Raw genomic sequence first — 19,392 nt, forward strand, 5'->3', positions numbered from 1 at the left:
AAACGAAAGTTATGAATGAGAATCGAAGGGATTTTATTAAAAAGAGTGCTTCACTGGCGGCAGCTCTATCTGTAGGCGGAACTATTGTTTCGGCTGCAGATGTACGTGATGTGGTTCATCAAAAAACGCTGGAAGCTAAAGCACAGGCTGCCTATGCACGTGATGCCGGTATGCAAATGTGCGAAGCATACTTTGCCGGTATGGAAGAGCGTAAAATAGCTTTAACCAAACAAATGGATGTGTTGGGTGCTGTTGGCGGTATAAATACCAAGCTAATTGGCCCCAATGCTAAACCTTGGGATTATGATGCTATAAAGGCTACTGTAGATGCCTGGGACAAAGTAGGTTTAAAGTTGCGGGTAATTGAAGGCCCGCCTGCATTGGGCGAAAAAACCAAATTAGGTTTAGAAGGCCGTGATGAAGAGATAGCCAACTTTATCACCTTCATGAAGAACTTGTCGAAAGCGGGGATTGATACCATTTGCTATAACTGGATGCCGGTTGTTAGCTGGTTTCGCACCAGTATGGATAAGCCGGGCAGAGGTGGTGCTTTAGTTACCGCATTTGATTATGAGGATATAAAGAATGCACCCTTAACTAAATACGGTGAAGTTTCAAAAGAAACTTTATGGAAAAACCTGGAGTATTTCTTAAAAGCTGTAGTGCCAGAAGCCGAAAAGGCAGGTATTAAACTTGCAATGCACCCGGACGACCCGCAGGTTGATAGCATTAAAGGCATATCACGCATCATGACCACCGTACCCAATTTCGACAGGATGTTAAAGTTATATCCAAGTCCTAATAATGGTATTACCATGTGCCAGGGAAATTTCTCTTTAATGGGGGTTGATATACCAAAAACGGTACACCATTTCGGTAAAGAAAAGATCCATTTTGTACACTTCAGAAACGTGCGGGGCGGCAAGTTCAAGTTTGAAGAAACTTTCCATGATGAAGGGCAAATTGATATGTATAAAGCTATGGAAGCCTATTATGATATTGGGTTTAAAGGGCCGTTACGCCCGGATCACGTACCTACTATGGCCGGCGATAGCAATTCATTTCCGGGGTACAGTACTATAGGTATTTTATACGCAATAGGCTATATTAGAGGACTAATGGATGCTGTAGTAAGAAACAAAACCAAGGCATAAAACCTAAAAACCAATTTATGATGAATAAAAGAATTGCATTTATTGCCGCATTAATGATGGGCAGCTTATTTGCCAATGCGCAAAGGGTGGGTTCATCTCCAGAGTACATTAAAGCTTTAACCGCACAATGGAAAGGCGAACGCTTTGCCGATGGGCGGCCAAAAGTATCAGATGCTATATTAGCTCGTCTTAAGAGCATTTCGTTAGAAGAAGCCTGGGGTGTATTATCCAACAAAGGTTATGCTAATCAGTTTGAAGGTGATTGGATGATCATTAACCAGGATAGCGCTATGGTTGGCCGTGTTGTAACGGCACAATATATGCCATCGCGCCCGGATCTGATCACGGTGGTGCAAGAGCAGGGTAAAGCAGAAGGACGCGGGCAACAAGGCGGCACAAATTCATGGCCGATAGATATTTTAACTGATGGCGATGTTTACGTAGCCGATGGTTATGGCAAAGTTGCTGACGGTACCCTTATTGGCGATAACCTGGGTAACTCTATATATGCCAAGTCGCGCAGAGGGGTTATCTTTTACGGCTCAGTACGTGATGTAGAAGGCTTAAGCGAAATAAAAGGTTTTAACGGCTGGATTAAAGCAAGCGACCCTTCCTACATCAAACAAATGATGCTTACTACTATAAATGCCCCAATACGTGTTGGCCGGGCCACTGTATTGCCTGGTGATATCGTTTTGGCTAAAAAATATGGCGTTGTTTTTATTCCTGCTTACCTGGTTGAAGATCTGGTTTTAACATCAGAAGTAACTAAGCTGAGAGATGAATTTGGACATCAGCGCCTGCGCGAAAAGAAATACTTAGCAGGGCAAATTGATAGCAAGTGGACAGATGACATCAAAAAAGATTTCTTGAATTGGATTAACCATTATCCCGGTAAACTACCAATGACAAAAAAAGAGCTGGATGATTATTTAAAAGAGCGCAATTACTAACCTAAAGGAATTTATCATACCCATCCAATTATAATTGATGAAATGAAAAGTATTACCGTATATAAAATTGCAATGGTAATTGCTATTGTATGTTTAATAGGTTGCCTTGCTATGATTATAAGCGGTAATATCGCTCATGCAGGCCCATTGTTTATTGCTTTTTTCGCAGCACTGGCAATATCGTTCCGCGGGAACGAGCTGCTAAAGGGCTTTGTATACACCATATCTATTTTTGCAGCTGTAACTACCGCATTATACTATCCGCAGCATTTTTTAGAACTTAATGGGTTTAAGTTTGCAAAACTTATTACCCCGCTTATTCAAATCATAATGTTTGGGATGGGTACATCCATGAGCTTTCATGACTTTGTTGGGGTTGTTAAAATGCCAAAAGGGGTGTTTATTGGTGTGTTTAGTCACTTTTTAATAATGCCGTTGGTTGGGTATACATTAGCAAGCCTAAGTGGCTTCCCGCCAGAAATTGCTGCCGGTATTATCCTGATAGGTTGTTCGCCTAATGGTATGGCATCTAATGTTATTTCATATCTGGCAAAAGCCAACCTCGCGCTTTCCATAACTATTACAGCTATATCAACATTAATAGCGCCATTAATGACGCCTGTTTTAATGAAGGTTTTAGCCGGTGCTTTTGTACAGATAGATATACTTAGTATGATGTGGGATATTATTAAAATGGTGATAATTCCTATAACAGCGGGCTTGTTGTTCAATAAGTTTTTAACGGGTAAAGCCAAATGGCTTGATAAAGCTATGCCGCTGGTATCAATGGTGGGTATTGCATTCATTATTGTAATTATCACCGCTGCCGGTCGTAATAGTTTGTTAACCATTGGCCCCGCTTTGATATTATTGGTTTTGATACACAATTTATCCGGCTACTTTTTGGGCTATTGGTCTGGCAGGTTATTTAAGATGAGCGAGCGCGATTGCCGGACTATTGCTATTGAAGTAGGAATGCAAAACGGCGGTTTAGCATCTGGTTTAGCTAAAGAGATGGGTAAAATGGCTACCGTTGGCCTGGCTCCGGCTGTATTTGGCCCGTTAATGAACGTAACCGGATCAATACTGGCCTCCTGGTGGCACAGAAGGCCCCCTGTGAATAAAGACGATAATAACAGTACAGCAATCGGTCATCAGGCAGAAGTAATTGCTCCAAACTAAATACCATACCTAACCATTTAGATGCATGAAACCTGTTATATCAATGATCGCTTTGTGCGCATGGTTTTGTTATGGATGCAATAATCATAAGGAGGAGATAAAAAACACCGACTGGCCTAAATATGGCGGGAACAATTTTGGCAGCCGGTATTCGCCCCTTGATCAAATTAACAAAAGCAACGTTAACCAGTTAAAAGTTGCCTGGGTTTATGAAACCGGCGATAATAAGGATACAACCAAAAGGCCGGTTAACATGCAATGCCAGCCTATAGTGGTAAATGGTATTTTGTATGGTGTTTCTCCCCGGCTAAAAGCGTTTGCTGTAGAGGCGAAAAGCGGTAAAGAGATATGGCGGTTTGATCCCTTTAAAAATGCAGACCCTATGTATCATCCCAGCAGAGGGGTTACCTATTGGGAAAGCGGGAATGATAAACGGATCATATATACAGCCGGCAAATTTATTTATGCGTTGGATGCATTAACAGGTAAGCTGATTGATGGCTTTGGCGACCATGGTAAAGTAGACCTTTATACCGGTCTTGGAGAAGGGTTAGATCATGATGTCCATCAGCAATATGTTACCCAAACTACCCCCGGTGTTGTTTATAAAAACATATATATCATGGGCACTATGGCTACTGAGAGCGGCGATGCAGCCCCTGGTCCGGTCCGGGCATTTGATGTGGTTACGGGTAAATTAAAATGGGTTTTTCATACCATCCCATTACCGGGCGAATATGGGTATGATACCTGGCCGCCGGGTGCTTATAAATATATGGGAGGCGCTAATAACTGGTCTGGTCTTACGCTTGATGAGAAACGGGGAACAGTCTATTTAGGTACAGGATCGCCCTCTGTTGATTATTATGGTGCCACGCGTCCCGGTACTAATCTGTTTGCAAATTGTGTACTTGCGCTGGATGCCGAAACGGGTAAGCGTAAATGGCATTTTCAAACCATCCATCACGATTTATGGGATAGGGATATCCCCGCGCCCCCTAACCTGCTAACGGTTAAACATAATGGTAAAAGTGTTGATGCTGTGGCCGTATCCGGAAAAGACGGGCTCGTTTATGTGCTTGATCGTGATAGCGGCAAACCACTATTCCCTGTTACTGAAAAACCCGTGCCAACAGATAGCACACTGAAGGGAGAGCAGCCATGGCCTACACAGCCTTATCCCAGCAAACCGGCGCCATTTTCAACGCAATATATTACAGAAAAAGACTTAACCGATCTAACTCCGGAGGATCATCAGTTTGCCCTCAACCGCTATCTGACTACTCGCCGTGGAAACAAGTTTATGCCGCCAAGCAAACAAGGAACTATTGTGTTTGGCATAGGCGGGGGAGCAGAGTGGGGAGGCCAGGCTACAGACCCTGATGGCATTTTATATGTTAATGGTAATAATATGCCATGGGACCTTAAAATGATGGACCTGGCCGAGTACAACAATAATGCCTCCTCTAAAGGGAAGGCCTTGTTCATTAAGAATTGCGCTGTTTGCCACGGTGCCGATCGCAAAGGCGGTGGCGCGGACTATCCAAGCTTGCTTAACATCGGTAAAAAATTGAGTAAGGATAAAATTGAAAATATCATTGCATCAGGAAACGGACGCATGCCTTCATTCAGGCATGTTTCTTACCGGGACCGCAACAACATCATTAAGTTTCTATTAAATACCGATACTAAAACTTCGGCATCCAGCGCACCGCACAATGTTCCGGAGCCAACAATGGCCCGGAATGGCAAAAATGCCGGGCAAGGAACAGAGACAAAGTTCCCTTATGAATCTCCGTATGTTAGTAACGGGTTCTTACAATTCAGGGGCCCAGGCGGTTATCCCGCTATAAAACCACCATGGGGTACATTAAATGCTATCAATTTAAATACCGGTGAATATGTGTGGAAAGTACCTCTGGGCGAACATGAAAAATTAACCCGTAAAGGGATCAAGCCAACCGGTACAGAAAACCATGGCGGTATGGTTGTTACAGCAGGTGGCCTGGTATTTATTGCCGCTACCGAAGATGAAATGATACGTGCTTTTGATAAGGATAACGGAAAGATTATATGGCAACATAAATTGCCTGCCGGTGGTTTTGCAACTCCTATTACGTATGCTATTGATGGCAAGCAGTATGTGGTAATAGCCGCGGGTGGTACAAGGTATAATTTAAAGCCAGGCGGATCATTTATTGCATTCGCGCTGCCTTAAGCAGTAAGGCAAACAATAAAGGTGGGTAAAATATGACAGCATGCTACAACCCATTTGTACATATGGCTTAAATAGGCAATTTGTTGATTTTAACTAAAGATCATCATCATAGGTAACATTATCGCTAAAAACTTGTTGATGAATGGCGTAGTTAATACATTGCCTCACTAAGCCATAATATCATGATAAAAATTTGCAAGTCGTTATTGATCGTTCCTTTTGCATTACTGGGCAAATCCGTTTTTGCACAGCAGGTGCAATTAAGTCCGGAAGTTAAACAGGCTTTAAGCGAGGTTAGTGCCGATAAAATCAAAGCTGATATCACTTACCTTGCCGATGATAAATTAAAAGGCCGGGCGCCTGGCAGCGAAGGTTACCAAATGGCGGTTGATTATGTGATAGCCCAGCTTAAAGCCGTGAATGTTAAACCCGCCGGAGAAAATGGTACCTGGCTGCAAAAAGTAAGGCTTCGTAAAGCGTTTATAAAAAATTCCGCACTTGCTATAACCGGCCCAACAAGTATTGCAGCGCCACCCCGCAGTTTCGTTATTTATCCGAACCCTGTGGTTGATACTGTTAAACTTTCTGCCGGGTTGGTTTTTGCCGGATACGGTATTAGTGAGCCAGCACTGGGCTATGACGATTATGCCGGTATGGATGTAAAAGGTAAAATTGTAATAGTAATGCGCGGTTCGCCACAAAAATTTTCTTCATCAGTAGCCGCTCATGTTATGAACTCTACGCAAATTTTAAAAGTGGCTGCAGAACACGGCGCTGTAGGTGTAATGATCGGCAATGCAGATTCTACCGCGCGTATGGGAAATGTAAGTCGTGGTGTTTACAGTATAATGGATGATAAAGGCGATGTATCAATATCCCGCACTTACTACTCTAAAGAGCTTAGCGTTTATGGCGCATTGAGCTATTCGCTGTTTAATGCATTGGTGAGGCAATCAGGACAAGATTTACAACAAATTCCGGCGAAGCTTAAGGCCGGGCAACCCACTTCATTTGCAATAAATGGTGGTGTAAATATTGGTTACAGTTCAACTTATCAGGATATTTTAAGCTATAATGTTGTTGGCAAAGTAGACGGATCTGATAGTAAGTTAAAAAAAGAATATGTTGTACATAGCGCCCATCTTGATCATTTGGGTATTGGCATGCCGGTGCAGGGTGATTCTATTTACAACGGCGCCCATGACAATGCATCGGGCGTGGCAAGTGTAATAAGTATAGCCAAAATATACAGCGGTATTAAAGTTAAACCAAAACGTTCCATATTGTTTGTGCTGATGACAGGTGAGGAGCTGGGCGACCTGGGCTCGGGCTATTTTGCCAAGCACCCAACCGTGCCGGGTAAAAGCTTAGTGGCCGATGTTAATACCGATATGCCTACTATTATAGCGCCTTTATTATCCGTTACCGCCTTAGGGGCCGAACATTCGTCTTTAGCCAACCAGGTTGCCCAGGCTGCAGGATATTTTGATTTGGCTGTTGAGCCCGATCCGGAACCCGCGCAGGCACGCTTTACCCGCAGCGATCAGTATAGCTTTGTTGTGCAGGGTATACCGGCCTTACACATAAAATATGGCAGCAAAACCGCCGATGGTAAAAACAACCTGAATGATATTGTAGGCCCATGGCGCGCAAAGTACTACCATAAGCCACAGGATGACATTAACGGAATGTTTGACTTTGAAGCGGGTAAGAAGTATGCGCAGCTAAACTTTTTAATAGGTTACCTTGTTGCACAAGATACTGCAAGGCCCACCTGGAATAAAGGCGATATATTCGAAACAAAATAAATAGGGAAAACAACACAACCGAAGTAAATTTTCATCGTATTAATTGGGTAAGCACAAAGCTATAATGAATAATATTGAGTTAGAGAGAGGATCATTATTGATCAATTTAAAATGCCCGGAATGCGGCGCGGAATATGATGCGGCCGTAAGTAATACGGTTTGTTTAAATGATGCCTGCAAAAGTACTTTGTTTGCTAATTATGATCTTACTCAATACCTGGATAAGTCCATTCTGAAAGATAGGCCGGCGAACATGTGGCGTTACCATGAATTGCTGCCGGTTATCCACATTAAAAATATTGTTACCCTTGGTGAGGGTTTAACGCCAATAATCCCGCTGGAAAACCTGAAGCAATTCGCAGAAGGCAATGAAGTTTTCTGGAAGGATGAATCCGGCAACCCAACAGGCTCATTCAAAGCCCGCGGAATAAGCGCGGCAGTATCAAAGGCTAAAGAAATAGGGATACAAGCAATAGCAACACCAACCGCCGGAAATGCGGGGGGAGCCTTGGCGGCCTATGCGGCACGTGCCGGTATCAAAGCCATTGTTTACATGCCTAAGCTAACCCCTCAAATTTTTAAAGATGAATGCCGTTTATATGGTGCTGAACTGGTGGAGATAGACGGAAACATCAGCGACTGCGGCAAACTGGTAAATGAACATGCGATAGCGAACAACTGGTTCCAGATCTCTACGCTGAAAGAACCTTATCGCCTGGAAGGCAAAAAAACACTTGGCTTTGAAATTGCCGAACAGTTTAACTGGCAACTACCCGATGTGATATTATACCCCACCGGTGGCGGCACAGGCTTAATTGGCATTTGGAAAGCATTTGACGAATTGGAGCAATTAGGCTGGATAGGCAGCAAACGCCCAAGAATGGTAGCCGTACAATCTGAAAGTTGCAATGGCATTGTTACCGCTTTTAATGGCGGTCATCATAATTCTGAATTTGCCGACGGTGGTTTTACTATTGCCAACGGTTTGCGTGTGCCTAAGCCTTATGCCGATAAAATAATTCTTAAAGTGCTTCGCGATAGTAAAGGCGCGGCTTTAACCATAAGCGATAACGAAATGAGCGCTGCCATAAAAGAAATAGCCCGTAACGAAGGCATGCTTATAGCTCCTGAAGGGGCCGCGCTTTGGCAGGCGTATAAGAAACTAAAAGCATTGCAATGGATACAGCCGGGAGAACAGGTGCTGATGATCAATACAGGCAGCGGGTATAAGTACCTGGAGAATATCGACATCTAAACAACCCTCTATCTATCTGTTTGTAATGGCGCGATACGCCCCTTAACCCGTCGTGTTTACACCCTTCATTATCAATTTATTGGCTGCATTTTTGTATCTGTATATCAGCATAACATTAATCACCAAATTGAACCGGAGGAACAATTATGAAAATTGCAGAATGCGAACAGGTAGATAAGCAGGAAATTTTAGCATCAATAAACAGTAAGATACAAGCTATCTATGAAAAGAATGAGCAGGGGGTGTTGGATCATTACGCGCCCAATGTTGTTTCGTTTGATTTAGCTCCACCTTTAAGAAGCGTAGGCGTTAATACCATAAAAAAGCGCCTGCAAAGTTGGTTTGCTAATTACAAAGGCCATATTAACCAGGAAGTAGCCGATGTAGAAATTGACGGTTGCGGCGATTTGGCCCATAGCCATTGCCTTACCCGAACCAAAGGTGTAAGCATCCGGGGCGAAGAGATGGATATGTGGTACCGTGCTACTAATTTTTACAAAAATATCGGCGGTAAATGGCTCATTACCCATGAGCATATTTCAGACCCGATAGATATGGAAACCGGCAAGGTGATCTTTGACCTGCAACCATAATTAACCCAATACAAACCATATAAATTTAATATCATGTTAAAAGAATCAAAAGCATTCAGCGGATTTTCGGTAAATGATATCGACAAAGCCAAACAGTTTTATGAAGAAACACTTGGCCTACAGATAGATAAGATGGAAGAAATGGGTGGGTTGTTAACCATTCATATAAACGGGAATAGTAATAACATAATGGTGTACCCAAAACCCAACCATGAACCAGCCACCTTTACTATTCTAAATTTCCCGGTGACAAATATTGAGGAAACCGTAAAAGGACTAAAGGCCAAAGGGGTAAAGTTTGAAAGCTATGACAGCGAATACCTGAAAACAGATGATGATAATATAAACCGCAGTGGCGGGCCAAAAATTGCCTGGTTTAAAGATCCGGCAGGGAATATCTTATCTGTTCTTGAGCTGGGTTCAGAGTAAGATAAATAATTAAAACCGAGCCGTATAGCCATTATGCGGCTCGGTTTTGTAAAACCATATTACAGGCCATATGTTAATTTACAACTAACATTTACCACTATGAGCCTGGAGAAATATGCCGGGAAGCGGGATTTTACAAAAACCGCCGAACCCAAAGCAGGAAAAAGCAAGGATAACGATAAGCTGATGTTTGTGGTGCAAAAGCACGATGCATCGCGCCTGCATTATGATTTTAGGTTGGAGATGGAAGGCGTATTAAAAAGCTGGGCCGTACCCAAGGGCCCATCAACCGATCCTAAAAATAAACGGTTGGCCATGATGGTAGAAGACCATCCGTTTGATTATCGAAATTTTGAGGGCATTATCCCGCAGGGAGAATACGGTGGCGGAACCGTCATAGTTTGGGATGAAGGAACATATGAGCCAATAGAAGAAATAAAAGGCAAGAAGGCACAGGAAAAGCACTTGTTAAAGCAATTAAAAGAAGGCTCACTTAAAATAAAACTCCATGGTGAAAAACTGCAGGGTGAATACGCTCTTGTAAAAACCCAGGGCATGGGCGACAACGGATGGCTGCTCATTAAACATAAAGACGATTTTGCATCTGCTGCGGATATTACCAAAAAGGATAAATCCGTACTCTCCGGCAAAACCATCGAAAAGATGGAGAAAACCGGCGAGAAAGTTTGGCAGAATGGTCATGAAGAAGATGTAGAAAAGGGAGAGCCTAAAAAATCCTCAAAAAAAACACTTCATGAACCAGCTGAAGAAATAGCCGATATGGCCGGTGACGCCGGAGATGATAACCAGTTAGATGCGGCAACTATATTGAAAAAAGCGCCCAAAGGGGCAATCCCAACCGGTATAAAACCCATGCTGGCTACCCTGGTAAATGAACCATTTGATGACCCGGACTGGGTTTACGAAGTGAAATGGGATGGTTATCGCACTTTGGGATTTATAAATAATGGCGATGTGCAGTTGCTGTCGAGGAATAACAAAGATTTTAACGAGAAATATTACCCGATTAAAGAACTACTTGAAAGCTGGAAAATTAACGCCGTGATTGATGGCGAAATACTGGTGCTAACGGATAAAGGCGTATCTAATTTTGGGGCGCTGCAAAACTGGCGCAGCGAGGCAGATGGCCGATTGGTGCTATACGTTTTTGATATTTTATGGTACGATGGCAAAGACCTGATGGGTTTGCCATTGATAGAGCGCCAGGCCATATTAAAAGAAGTTTTGCCAACTGATGACGACAGAGTGCGCCTGAGCCAGGTATTTAAAGCTAACGGAATGGAATTTTTTGAAGCCGCCGGTAAGATAGGGCTTGAAGGTATAATGGCTAAAAAGGCGAGTAGTATATACGTATCAAATAACCGCTCAAAAGAGTGGCTTAAAATAAAGATCAATAAAAGGCAGGAAGTAGTTATTGGAGGCTACACCAAAAATGAAGGAACTGCCAAGCAATTCAGTTCGCTTTTATTAGGTGTTTTTGAGGATGGCCGGTTTCAATATGTAGGCAAGGTTGGTACGGGTTTTTCTGACAAGCTGCAAAAAGAAATGATGGCATTGTTTAAGCCGTTGATAATTGATAAAGTGCCGTTCACCAGCGAGCCGGATGTTAATAAACCATCAAGGTTCCGTCCAAATCCGCCAAAAGCAAAAGCAACCTGGCTAAAGCCCGAACTGGTTTGCGAAGTAAGCTTTGCCGAGGTAACCAGCGATGGCGTATTCCGCCACCCATCATTTGAGGGAATGCGGATAGATAAAAAAGCTAAAGAAGTAGTCCGGGAAACGGAAGCCGATACAACTGAAATTGTTGAAGAAGTAGAAAAGCATACGGAAGAAGAACCTACTAAACATAAATTGGTGAACGCTCCAAAAGAATCGGCCAAGCGAACGCTGCTTAACCCCAAAGAAGAAACCCAGGTAAAAAAAATCTGCGGGCACGACCTGAAGTTTACCCACCTCAGTAAAGTTTACTGGCCCGAAGATGGCATTACCAAGCGGGACATGTTCAACTATTATTACCAGGTGGCAGAGTATATTTTGCCTTATTTAAAAGATCGCCCGCAATCATTAAACCGTTTCCCTAACGGGATACATGGCCCAAGCTTTTACCAAAAGGACGTTAAAGGCAAATCACCAGATTGGGTGAAAACGTTCCCATACACTACAAACGATGGTGAGGATAAGGATTATTTAGTGGGGCATGACGAAGCAACCCTTTTGTGGATGGCTTCTTTGGGTTGCATTGAGATGAACCCCTGGTTTAGCCGGGTGCAATCTCCGGATAACCCCGACTATTGTGTAATTGACCTCGACCCCGATAAAAACACGTTCGATCAGGTAATATCGGCAGCGCTTGAGGTAAAGAAAGTATTGGATGCTGTTGATGTGCCGGCTTTTTGTAAAACATCCGGCTCAACGGGGATGCATATTTATATCCCTCTTGGCGCTAAATACGATTATGACCAGTCGCAAATGTTTGCCAGGTTAGTAGTAAACATCGTTCATCAGCAAATTCCGGAGTATACCACGCTTGAAAGGATGGTCAAAAATCGCGACGGTAAAATGTATCTCGACTTTTTACAGAACCGCCCGGGGGCAACTATTGCAGGGCCATATTCGCTGAGGCCAAAACCAGGCGCGACTGTTTCTATGCCGCTGCATTGGGATGAGGTAAAGGCTGGTTTGACTATGAAACATTTCACCATTAATAATTCCATTGCGCGCCTCAAAAAGGAAGGTGACCTGTTTAAAGGGGTATTAAATAAAGGGATTGACCTGGAAAAAACCATTAAAAAAGCGCAGAGTATTTTCAAATAAAAAGAGAACTTGTCATCCTGAGCGAGAGCGAAGGATCTATTAGCGAACAGATGCTTCAAACGGTTAGCTATTTAGTTATATGGGTCATGCTGAGCTTGTCTTGTCATGGTAAGCTTGTCGAACCACACTGCGAGAGGGCCTTTGCGCACGTCCTTCGACAAGCTCAGGATGACCCGGCAAATATCATTCTCCTGTGATAGAAAATTAGCAAAGAAAATTATCGGTCTCATAATCAAATACTTACTACTGTTTTAAATGAAATACTAATCGATTAGTTGTAATACTAATTGATTAGTAGTAAACTTGTTTAATAATTAATTTTTATGCAAAAACTGGCTAAGCGCGAAGAACAAATAATGCAGGTGTTTTGGAAACTGGAAAAAGCTTTCATCAAAGAGATCATCCCGGAAATGCCCGAACCCAAGCCGCATTATAACTCAGTAGCAACTATGGTTAAGATACTGGAGGAGAAAGGCTTTTTAGGTCACGAGACGATGGGCAACATTTATAATTACTACCCCAAAATTTCGAGGGAAGAATATCAGAAGCACGCCATGAAAGATATAGTAAGCCAGTATTTTGATGATTCGTATCCCAGCATGCTGGCTTTTTTCGCAAAAGAACAAAAAATATCAGAGCGGGAGTTGGAAGAGATATTAAACATGATTAAAACCTCAAAAAAATGATACCATATGTATTGCATGTTGCTTTATTAATGACCGTGTGCTGGTTGTTTTACAAGCTGTTACTGCAAAAAGAAACATTTTACCAGCTAAACCGCATGGTTTTGCTTGCTTGTTTAGCGCTAGTATTTGTTCTGCCGCTAATTCGTGTACCGCAGCAATGGGCAATGAGGAACAGCGAGCCGCTTTCGGTGGGTGCTACAAAACTTGATTTAAACAAGCTTAAGGTTTCGCCGCAGGCAGATGTAAAAACCGCTGTGCCGGCAGTAAGTGCTTTGGTTAAAACCAACGAACCGCAGATTCCGTTAACCGACCGCCTGATCAAGTGGGCATTCTATTTTTACTGGTGCGGCGTTGCAGCCTTTGGGTTAAACTTTTTGTTGCAGGTAATTGTGCTCGTACGCCAGGCTTACAAGAACCCATATATCCGGGATGGCCAGTTCCGTATTGTAGAGCTCGACGGCGATAAAGCACCCTGCTCATTTGGCAATTACATTTTTATTAACCCGGCAAAGTATGACTGGGATACTTATAGCCAGATACTGCTTCATGAAAAGATCCATATTAAACAGGGACACAGCTTTGATCTGTTACTGGCCGAACTGGTTTTGGTGTTTCAATGGTTTAATCCATTTGCCTGGCTTTACCGCAAGGAGGTAGAGAATAATCTGGAGTTCCTGACAGATAGCGAAGTGCTTAACAATAAAGATGTAGAACGCGAAACATACCAGTTAAGCCTGTTAAAAGTTTCTGTACCACATTTATCATTACGTATTACAACCAACTATAATCAATCACTCTTAAAAAAACGAATAGTTATGATGAACGCAAAAAAATCAAATATCCATACCATGTGGAAATACTTTTTCATGGTGCCTTTAATGGGTTTCCTGGTATGTGCGCTTAACCAGCCTGTGGCAGCACTTAGCCAATCGGTTAGCACTATAAACAGTGATAATGGCGATGATAACAGAAATGAAGGTAACTGGACAGGAACAATTAAAGGTAATTATATCGATTTAAAACTGACAAGCGAAGATAACAGCAGCAATACGAGTATGGGCGAAAACTTCCTGTTAAGTGAATTATCTGCCCTGCCTAAGGGACAAACCGGCGAGTTTAAACTGACAAGGGAAGCCGGTACCATGTTTTTTACCGGGAGGTTTGATGGCAATACAGGCAAGGGCAAATATAAATTTGTAGCTAACCCCCAATTTAACACCTATCTGAAAAGCCAGGGAATTACTAATATAGCCAAGTACGACCCTCTGGCGTTTTTTGCGATCAATTTAAACAGAGCATATGTAAATATGCTGCATAACAACGGCTATAAGAATATTTCTAAGGACGATCTGGTAGCTACAAAAGCGCTTAAGGTTGATGAACCGTATATTAAATCGTTAAAACAGAACGGGTTCCCTAATATAACCTTGCAAGAGCTTATTACCGGCAAGGCAATGGGCATTAACGGTGCATTTATCAGTGAGATCCGTAAAGCGGGTTATCCAAAAGTTTCTTTTGAAAAACTGGTAAGCTTTAAGGCGCAGGGGATAGGTGGCCAGTACATTGCTAACTTTAAAAAAGCAAGAGGTGGTGCTGTAGCTCAAAAAAAGGGTGGTGCAAATAAGAACAATGATGACACCGAAGATAATATGATAGCTTTTAAAGCTTTGAGTGTTGATGATGCATATGTTAACGGATTAAAAAAAGCAGGCTATAGCAACCTGAGCAGTGACGACTTAATTGGCATGAAAGCAGTTGGTGTAACGCCCGAATTTATTCAGAGCTTTAAAGATGCAGGCTACAGTATTCCAAAGCAGGACCTGGTATCTTTAAAAGCGTTAGGCATTACGCCTGCATATTTAAATGGATTTAAAAATGCAGGGTTTAAAGACATCAGTATTGATAAAGCAAGCGGACTAAAAGCATTAGGCGTTACGCCCGAGTTTATAAAAGGATTTAAAGCTATTGGTTTTGATGATATTACCTTAGACCAGGCTACCTCATTAAAGGCGGTTGGTGTAACGCCCGAGTATATCACCGAAATGAAAGGAAAAGGCTTTAAGTCGTTAGATATAAATAAGTACATCACCTTGAAGAGCGCGTTTTAATAAGGTTTTAATCAGGCATAATAAAGCGGGCTCCTTGTAAAAGGAGCCCGCTTCTATTTAGTGAATTATGTTGTTGGTAACTATTGCAGGCCATGGTCATGCGGCCAACTGGTGCTCAACCTTATCAAGCAGGGTAGTCATATCAAATGGCTTACTTAAAAAATCATCAGGGGCACCCGTTTGGTTGAGTGATTTGCCAATTTCATCATATGAGGAGCACATAATTATCGGCATATCGTGAGTAGTTTTATTCAGCTTTAATATTTTGCAAATGTCTCGGCCATCCATACCCGGAAGTATGGCATCAAGTATAACCAGATCGGGGTGGGTAATGTTCACCTGGTTAATAACTTCTTCTCCGCTGCTTAGTGTAGATACATCATAGCCGCAATTGACAAGTATATAACTCATCACCTCAACTATGAGGTCGTTATCGTCAACTATTAATATCTTCTTAGGCATAACTATTGTATTTCAATAAGTTATGCAAAGCTCGTGCCGTTTTTGGTTTTTAGTTCAGATAGTATATTAAAATGTTGTTTGATCTCACATGAGGGCAGTCAAAGAGAAAGCAAAGCGCGCATTGAAACTTTTTTCAGGGTGCTTTAAGTGCTTACTAAAGAGTAGCTACGCAAAAAAGGCACAAGATATTGATACCGATCAATCTTTGTGCCTTCTGAGGTTTAAATAAATTATAATTATGGCATCTTAGCCTTCAGCTCTTTCTCTTTATCCTTACCCTCTTGTTTAAGCCGTTTTTTCTCGTCTTTTATTTCCTTTTTAGTTTTACCGGCGGTATCCACATTGTCAACACGGCGCTTATAGTCTTCTTTTAAGGCAGATATTTCCTGTTTTATCCGCTGTTTGATCATGTCATTAGTTTCTTTCACCTTTTCTTCGGCTTTAGCGGCAGGAGTAGTATCTCTTTTGCCAAATAAGCGTTCTAAAAAGTTAGGGCGTTTAGGCTCTTCAAATATCGGCGCCACACCCATTCCTTCATCGTCTGGTTGTAGCATCAAGCTATCGGCCGTGGCGGTATCTATAGGCGCAATTTGCCTGCGCAGCCCCTCTCTCAATCGCACTTCATAAAACCCATATGCACTCGTATCGCGCGGGGTTAAGCCCTTACCGGCCATTAAACGGCCTATCAGGTTAAAATAACCGTGCAACCCGGGCCGCAAACTGCCGTCCGCCTGAAACGCATAAATTCCGGCCTTTGGATTAGGCACAATGCTTGCCAGGAAAATAGCCTCCCCAATGCTTAGATCAGACGGTTCTTTGCCAAAGTAATATCTTGCTGCTTCACCAACACCATATATACCGCGGCCCCATTCAATAATGTTAAAGTAAACCTCCAGCATGCGGTTCTTGCTCATAATACGGTTGTTCTCTATCAGCCATACAATCAATATCTCCTCTATCTTGCGCGATAAAGTTTTGTTGCGGCTCAAAAAAGCGTTTTTTACCAGCTGCATGGATATGGTGCTGCCGCCGCGTTTAAATTTTTTGTCCTTAATATCTGTAATAATAGATTTCCTGATAGATTCTTCCACAAAGCCCCTGTTGGTATAAAAAGAGGGGTCCTCGGCAGTCATAACCGCGTTACGAAGGTTGGGAGATATATTTTCCAGGGGAACAAAATCAGGGTTTTTAGGCCCTATAGTATGTGGTGGCATTGGCTTGCCTCTTTCATAGGGTGTATAAACGAATGTGCTGTTTAGCTTACTCAGGTCGGTTTTGCCATATTTAATAATGCGGAAATTGTCTTTATCCAACCGGGAATCAAATTGCAGGTCGTTTAATTGTGACGAATTATAAAACAGGTTAAGATTATAGCTCAATTTACCCGCAACCTGTATACCATCTAATGATTCAAACATTCCGGTAGGGAATGAGTCAAAAATGTCTTGCGCGTTAAGCCAGCCGGTGTGCACCTTTAGTTCATATATCTTAACAGGCTTAAGCGTGTATTTTATATATGGGTTTGCGGTTATTTTTTTTAGATGGATAACAGATGAACTATCAAGCGAAAGATAATTTTCGCCCACAAAAAAATTAGCATCAATGGCCCCGGATGGTATAATAATATCAGTTGTTGAAAGCCCCGGGTGGTTCACCAGCAAGTTACGTACAGATAAGTAACTGTATATTTTAGTTTCACCGTGACCATTTGTAACCCTGGTAAGTCTGGTGGTAAGCGTGTCAAAATTCAGTATAACCTTAAACTTTTTTTGGAGGATAGGTAACTCCACCTTTTTACCATCGGCATACAGGCGAACGTCTATATTCTTATCTGATGGGTGCATTTTACCATCAAAATGCCAGGTAGATTGCGCGGCGCCATCATCTACTTTAATAGTTGATGCCAGGTTGCCGCTTTTAATAATGGCCGATTGGGCCAGCATGTTTAAACGTGTACTATCATCTCTAAAGCTTATTAAAAAGTTTGTTAATGAAAGGTTATCAGGGATCTTGTATAATACCTCGTTGATAAGATTATTGGATAGTTCAGACAAATCAACCTTACTGCTGGTTTGTGTGGTGTCTTTTTTCTTTTTGAACAGAAAATCGAAATTTTTAACCCCTTTAACACTGGTTAAATTCAGGTGCCCGTTTTGCAGGGTAACGTCAGCTAATTTAATGGTCCCAAAAATCAATGGGAAGATCTTTACGCTAACATTAAACTTTTTAACCGAAAACAGGCTGTCGCGCTGGTAAGGAACAACGGATATATCTGAAAATGCAACGCTGCTTAGGCCGGTAAAATGTGCCGAACCTATTTTTACATCTAAATTATAATCCCTTTTTGCTTTTGCTTTAGCTTTGTAAATAGCTTTTTGCAGTAGTGTTTCGCGTTTTGAATAGGCAATATAGCCGCCTATTAACACAATGACTACAATGATAGCGGCAGTTATACCTGCAATACGAATATATTTGGGGTTGATACGGCGCATTTCTGAAATTTACTCCAAAACTAAACTAAATATGATGTGGTGCAAACGGATGGTTGCAGCAAATTGTTTTCTTAACAAACGCAAGCAGCTACCTGTTTTCGTATTTTTGCGATGAAATAAATATGGATATCACTAAAGAACAAGTATTACAAGCCCTGAGCAATGTGGAAGAACCGGATCTTAAAAAAGACCTGGTAACCCTAAACATGATACAGGACGTACAAATAAGCGGCAATAAATTAAGCTTCTCGGTAGTATTAACTACCCCTGCATGCCCGTTAAAGGCGCTGATTGAGAATGCCTGCCGTAATGCCATTGGCCACTTCATAAGCAAAGAGATTGAGGTTACGGTTAATATGACATCGAGGGTTACATCGCAAAAAAACACCGGCGTGCCGGGCGTTAAAAATATAATTGCAGTAGCATCGGGCAAAGGTGGGGTTGGTAAGTCTACAGTATCAGTAAACCTGGCGCTGGCGCTTTCAAAAACGGGCGCCAAGGTTGGGTTGATAGATGCTGATATTTATGGTCCGTCCATCCCAATTATGTTTGGGTTAGAGGGCGAACGCCCAAAAGCCAGCCAGGTTGATGGTAAAACCCGCATTGAACCAATTGAGAAATATGGCATCAAATTATTGTCAATAGGTTTCTTTACAGATCCTAACCAACCGGTGCCGTGGCGCGGGCCAATGGTATCAACAGCGGTAAAGCAATTGTTTAATGATGCCGACTGGGGCGAACTGGATTACCTGGTGGTAGACTTGCCTCCCGGTACAGGCGATATACATATTACCGTTACGCAAAGTTTCCCGGTTACGGGGGCGGTAATTGTAACCACGCCGCAAAAAGTAGCCCTGGCCGATGCTAAAAAGGGTATAGGCATGTTTATGATGAATGCTATTAATGTGCCGATATTGGGTATAGTTGAGAACATGTCATACTTCACCCCTGCAGAGCTGCCCGACAATAAATATTACATATTTGGACAAGGCGGCGGCCACAAACTTGCACAAACGCTTGATGTACCATTTTTAGGAGAAATACCGTTAATAAAGGGTATTAGCGACTCGGGAGATGCGGGCAGGCCAATTGTACTTGAAGAAAACGGGGTAATGAATTCGGCTTTTATGGAAATGGCCAGGCGGGTAGCTCAACAGGTTTCTATAAGCAATGCAGAAGTGGCAGATAATAGAAATGTGGTAAATAATTAATAACTT

15 protein-coding genes are annotated in these 19,392 nt (G+C 42.3%); 12 read left to right on the forward strand and 3 right to left on the reverse strand.

Annotated features, from left to right (window positions below; all coding sequences use genetic code 11):
* From WC743_RS22455 to ligD, 9 genes are all read left to right on the forward strand, one after another.
* On the forward strand, positions 1 to 1,154 hold a 1,154-nt coding region (locus WC743_RS22455), incomplete at its 5' end, for a mannonate dehydratase (protein ID WP_373015799.1).
* Between the two features lie 17 nt (positions 1,155 to 1,171).
* The gene (locus WC743_RS22460; RefSeq protein ID WP_373015800.1) at positions 1,172 to 2,107 is read left to right on the forward strand and encodes an RraA family protein; all 936 of its coding nucleotides are present in this window, start codon (positions 1,172 to 1,174) and stop codon (positions 2,105 to 2,107) included.
* A gap of 42 nt (positions 2,108 to 2,149) precedes the next feature.
* Positions 2,150 to 3,289: a bile acid:sodium symporter family protein gene (locus tag WC743_RS22465; RefSeq protein ID WP_373015802.1), complete on the forward strand. Its 1,140-nt coding sequence runs from the start codon at positions 2,150 to 2,152 to the stop codon at positions 3,287 to 3,289.
* A 25-nt stretch (positions 3,290 to 3,314) separates the two neighbouring features.
* Positions 3,315 to 5,507 (forward strand): PQQ-binding-like beta-propeller repeat protein, encoded by a 2,193-nt coding sequence (locus WC743_RS22470; protein ID WP_373015803.1) that lies wholly within the window; start codon positions 3,315 to 3,317, stop codon positions 5,505 to 5,507.
* Positions 5,508 to 5,689: 182 nt separating this feature from the next.
* Positions 5,690 to 7,315, forward strand: a complete 1,626-nt coding sequence (locus WC743_RS22475) for a M28 family peptidase (protein WP_373015804.1) — start codon at positions 5,690 to 5,692, stop codon at positions 7,313 to 7,315.
* Between the two features lie 64 nt (positions 7,316 to 7,379).
* A complete protein-coding gene (locus WC743_RS22480) occupies positions 7,380 to 8,570 on the forward strand; it encodes a threonine synthase (protein ID WP_373015805.1) in 1,191 nt (396 codons plus the stop codon).
* 146 nt (positions 8,571 to 8,716) lie between these two features.
* A complete protein-coding gene (locus tag WC743_RS22485; protein WP_373015806.1) occupies positions 8,717 to 9,163 on the forward strand; it encodes a nuclear transport factor 2 family protein in 447 nt (148 codons plus the stop codon).
* A gap of 33 nt (positions 9,164 to 9,196) precedes the next feature.
* Entirely contained in the window at positions 9,197 to 9,592 is a 396-nt protein-coding gene (locus WC743_RS22490) for a VOC family protein (RefSeq protein WP_373015807.1), read from the forward strand.
* Positions 9,593 to 9,691: 99 nt separating this feature from the next.
* Positions 9,692 to 12,427, forward strand: a complete 2,736-nt coding sequence (ligD, locus tag WC743_RS22495; RefSeq protein ID WP_373015808.1) for a DNA ligase D — start codon at positions 9,692 to 9,694, stop codon at positions 12,425 to 12,427.
* A 71-nt stretch (positions 12,428 to 12,498) separates the two neighbouring features.
* Here the strand turns inward: ligD and WC743_RS22500 are convergent, their stop codons facing one another.
* A complete protein-coding gene (locus WC743_RS22500) occupies positions 12,499 to 12,657 on the reverse strand; it encodes a hypothetical protein (RefSeq protein WP_373015809.1) in 159 nt (52 codons plus the stop codon).
* A gap of 93 nt (positions 12,658 to 12,750) precedes the next feature.
* Here WC743_RS22500 and WC743_RS22505 point away from each other — a divergent pair, with 93 nt between their 5' ends.
* Positions 12,751 to 13,113, forward strand: a complete 363-nt coding sequence (locus WC743_RS22505) for a BlaI/MecI/CopY family transcriptional regulator (protein ID WP_373015810.1) — start codon at positions 12,751 to 12,753, stop codon at positions 13,111 to 13,113.
* The gene (locus tag WC743_RS22510; RefSeq protein WP_373015811.1) at positions 13,110 to 15,221 is read left to right on the forward strand and encodes a M56 family metallopeptidase; all 2,112 of its coding nucleotides are present in this window, start codon (positions 13,110 to 13,112) and stop codon (positions 15,219 to 15,221) included. The genes WC743_RS22505 and WC743_RS22510 overlap by 4 nt, the downstream gene beginning before the upstream one ends.
* 96 nt (positions 15,222 to 15,317) lie before the next feature.
* Here the strand turns inward: WC743_RS22510 and WC743_RS22515 are convergent, their stop codons facing one another.
* Together WC743_RS22515 and WC743_RS22520 are read right to left on the reverse strand one after the other, a co-directional pair.
* On the reverse strand, positions 15,318 to 15,683 hold the full coding sequence (locus WC743_RS22515) for a PleD family two-component system response regulator (protein ID WP_373015812.1): 366 nt from the start codon (positions 15,681 to 15,683) through the stop codon (positions 15,318 to 15,320).
* 236 nt (positions 15,684 to 15,919) lie between these two features.
* Entirely contained in the window at positions 15,920 to 18,175 is a 2,256-nt protein-coding gene (locus WC743_RS22520) for a transglycosylase domain-containing protein (protein ID WP_373015813.1), read from the reverse strand.
* A gap of 122 nt (positions 18,176 to 18,297) precedes the next feature.
* Between WC743_RS22520 and WC743_RS22525 the strand changes: the two genes are divergently transcribed.
* Positions 18,298 to 19,386, forward strand: coding sequence for an Mrp/NBP35 family ATP-binding protein (locus WC743_RS22525; RefSeq protein WP_373015814.1), 1,089 nt, complete (start codon positions 18,298 to 18,300; stop codon positions 19,384 to 19,386).
* Positions 19,387 to 19,392: the final 6 nt, after the last annotated feature.

The organism is Mucilaginibacter sp., assembly GCF_041660805.1.
In the GTDB taxonomy this organism is placed as follows: domain Bacteria; phylum Bacteroidota; class Bacteroidia; order Sphingobacteriales; family Sphingobacteriaceae; genus Mucilaginibacter.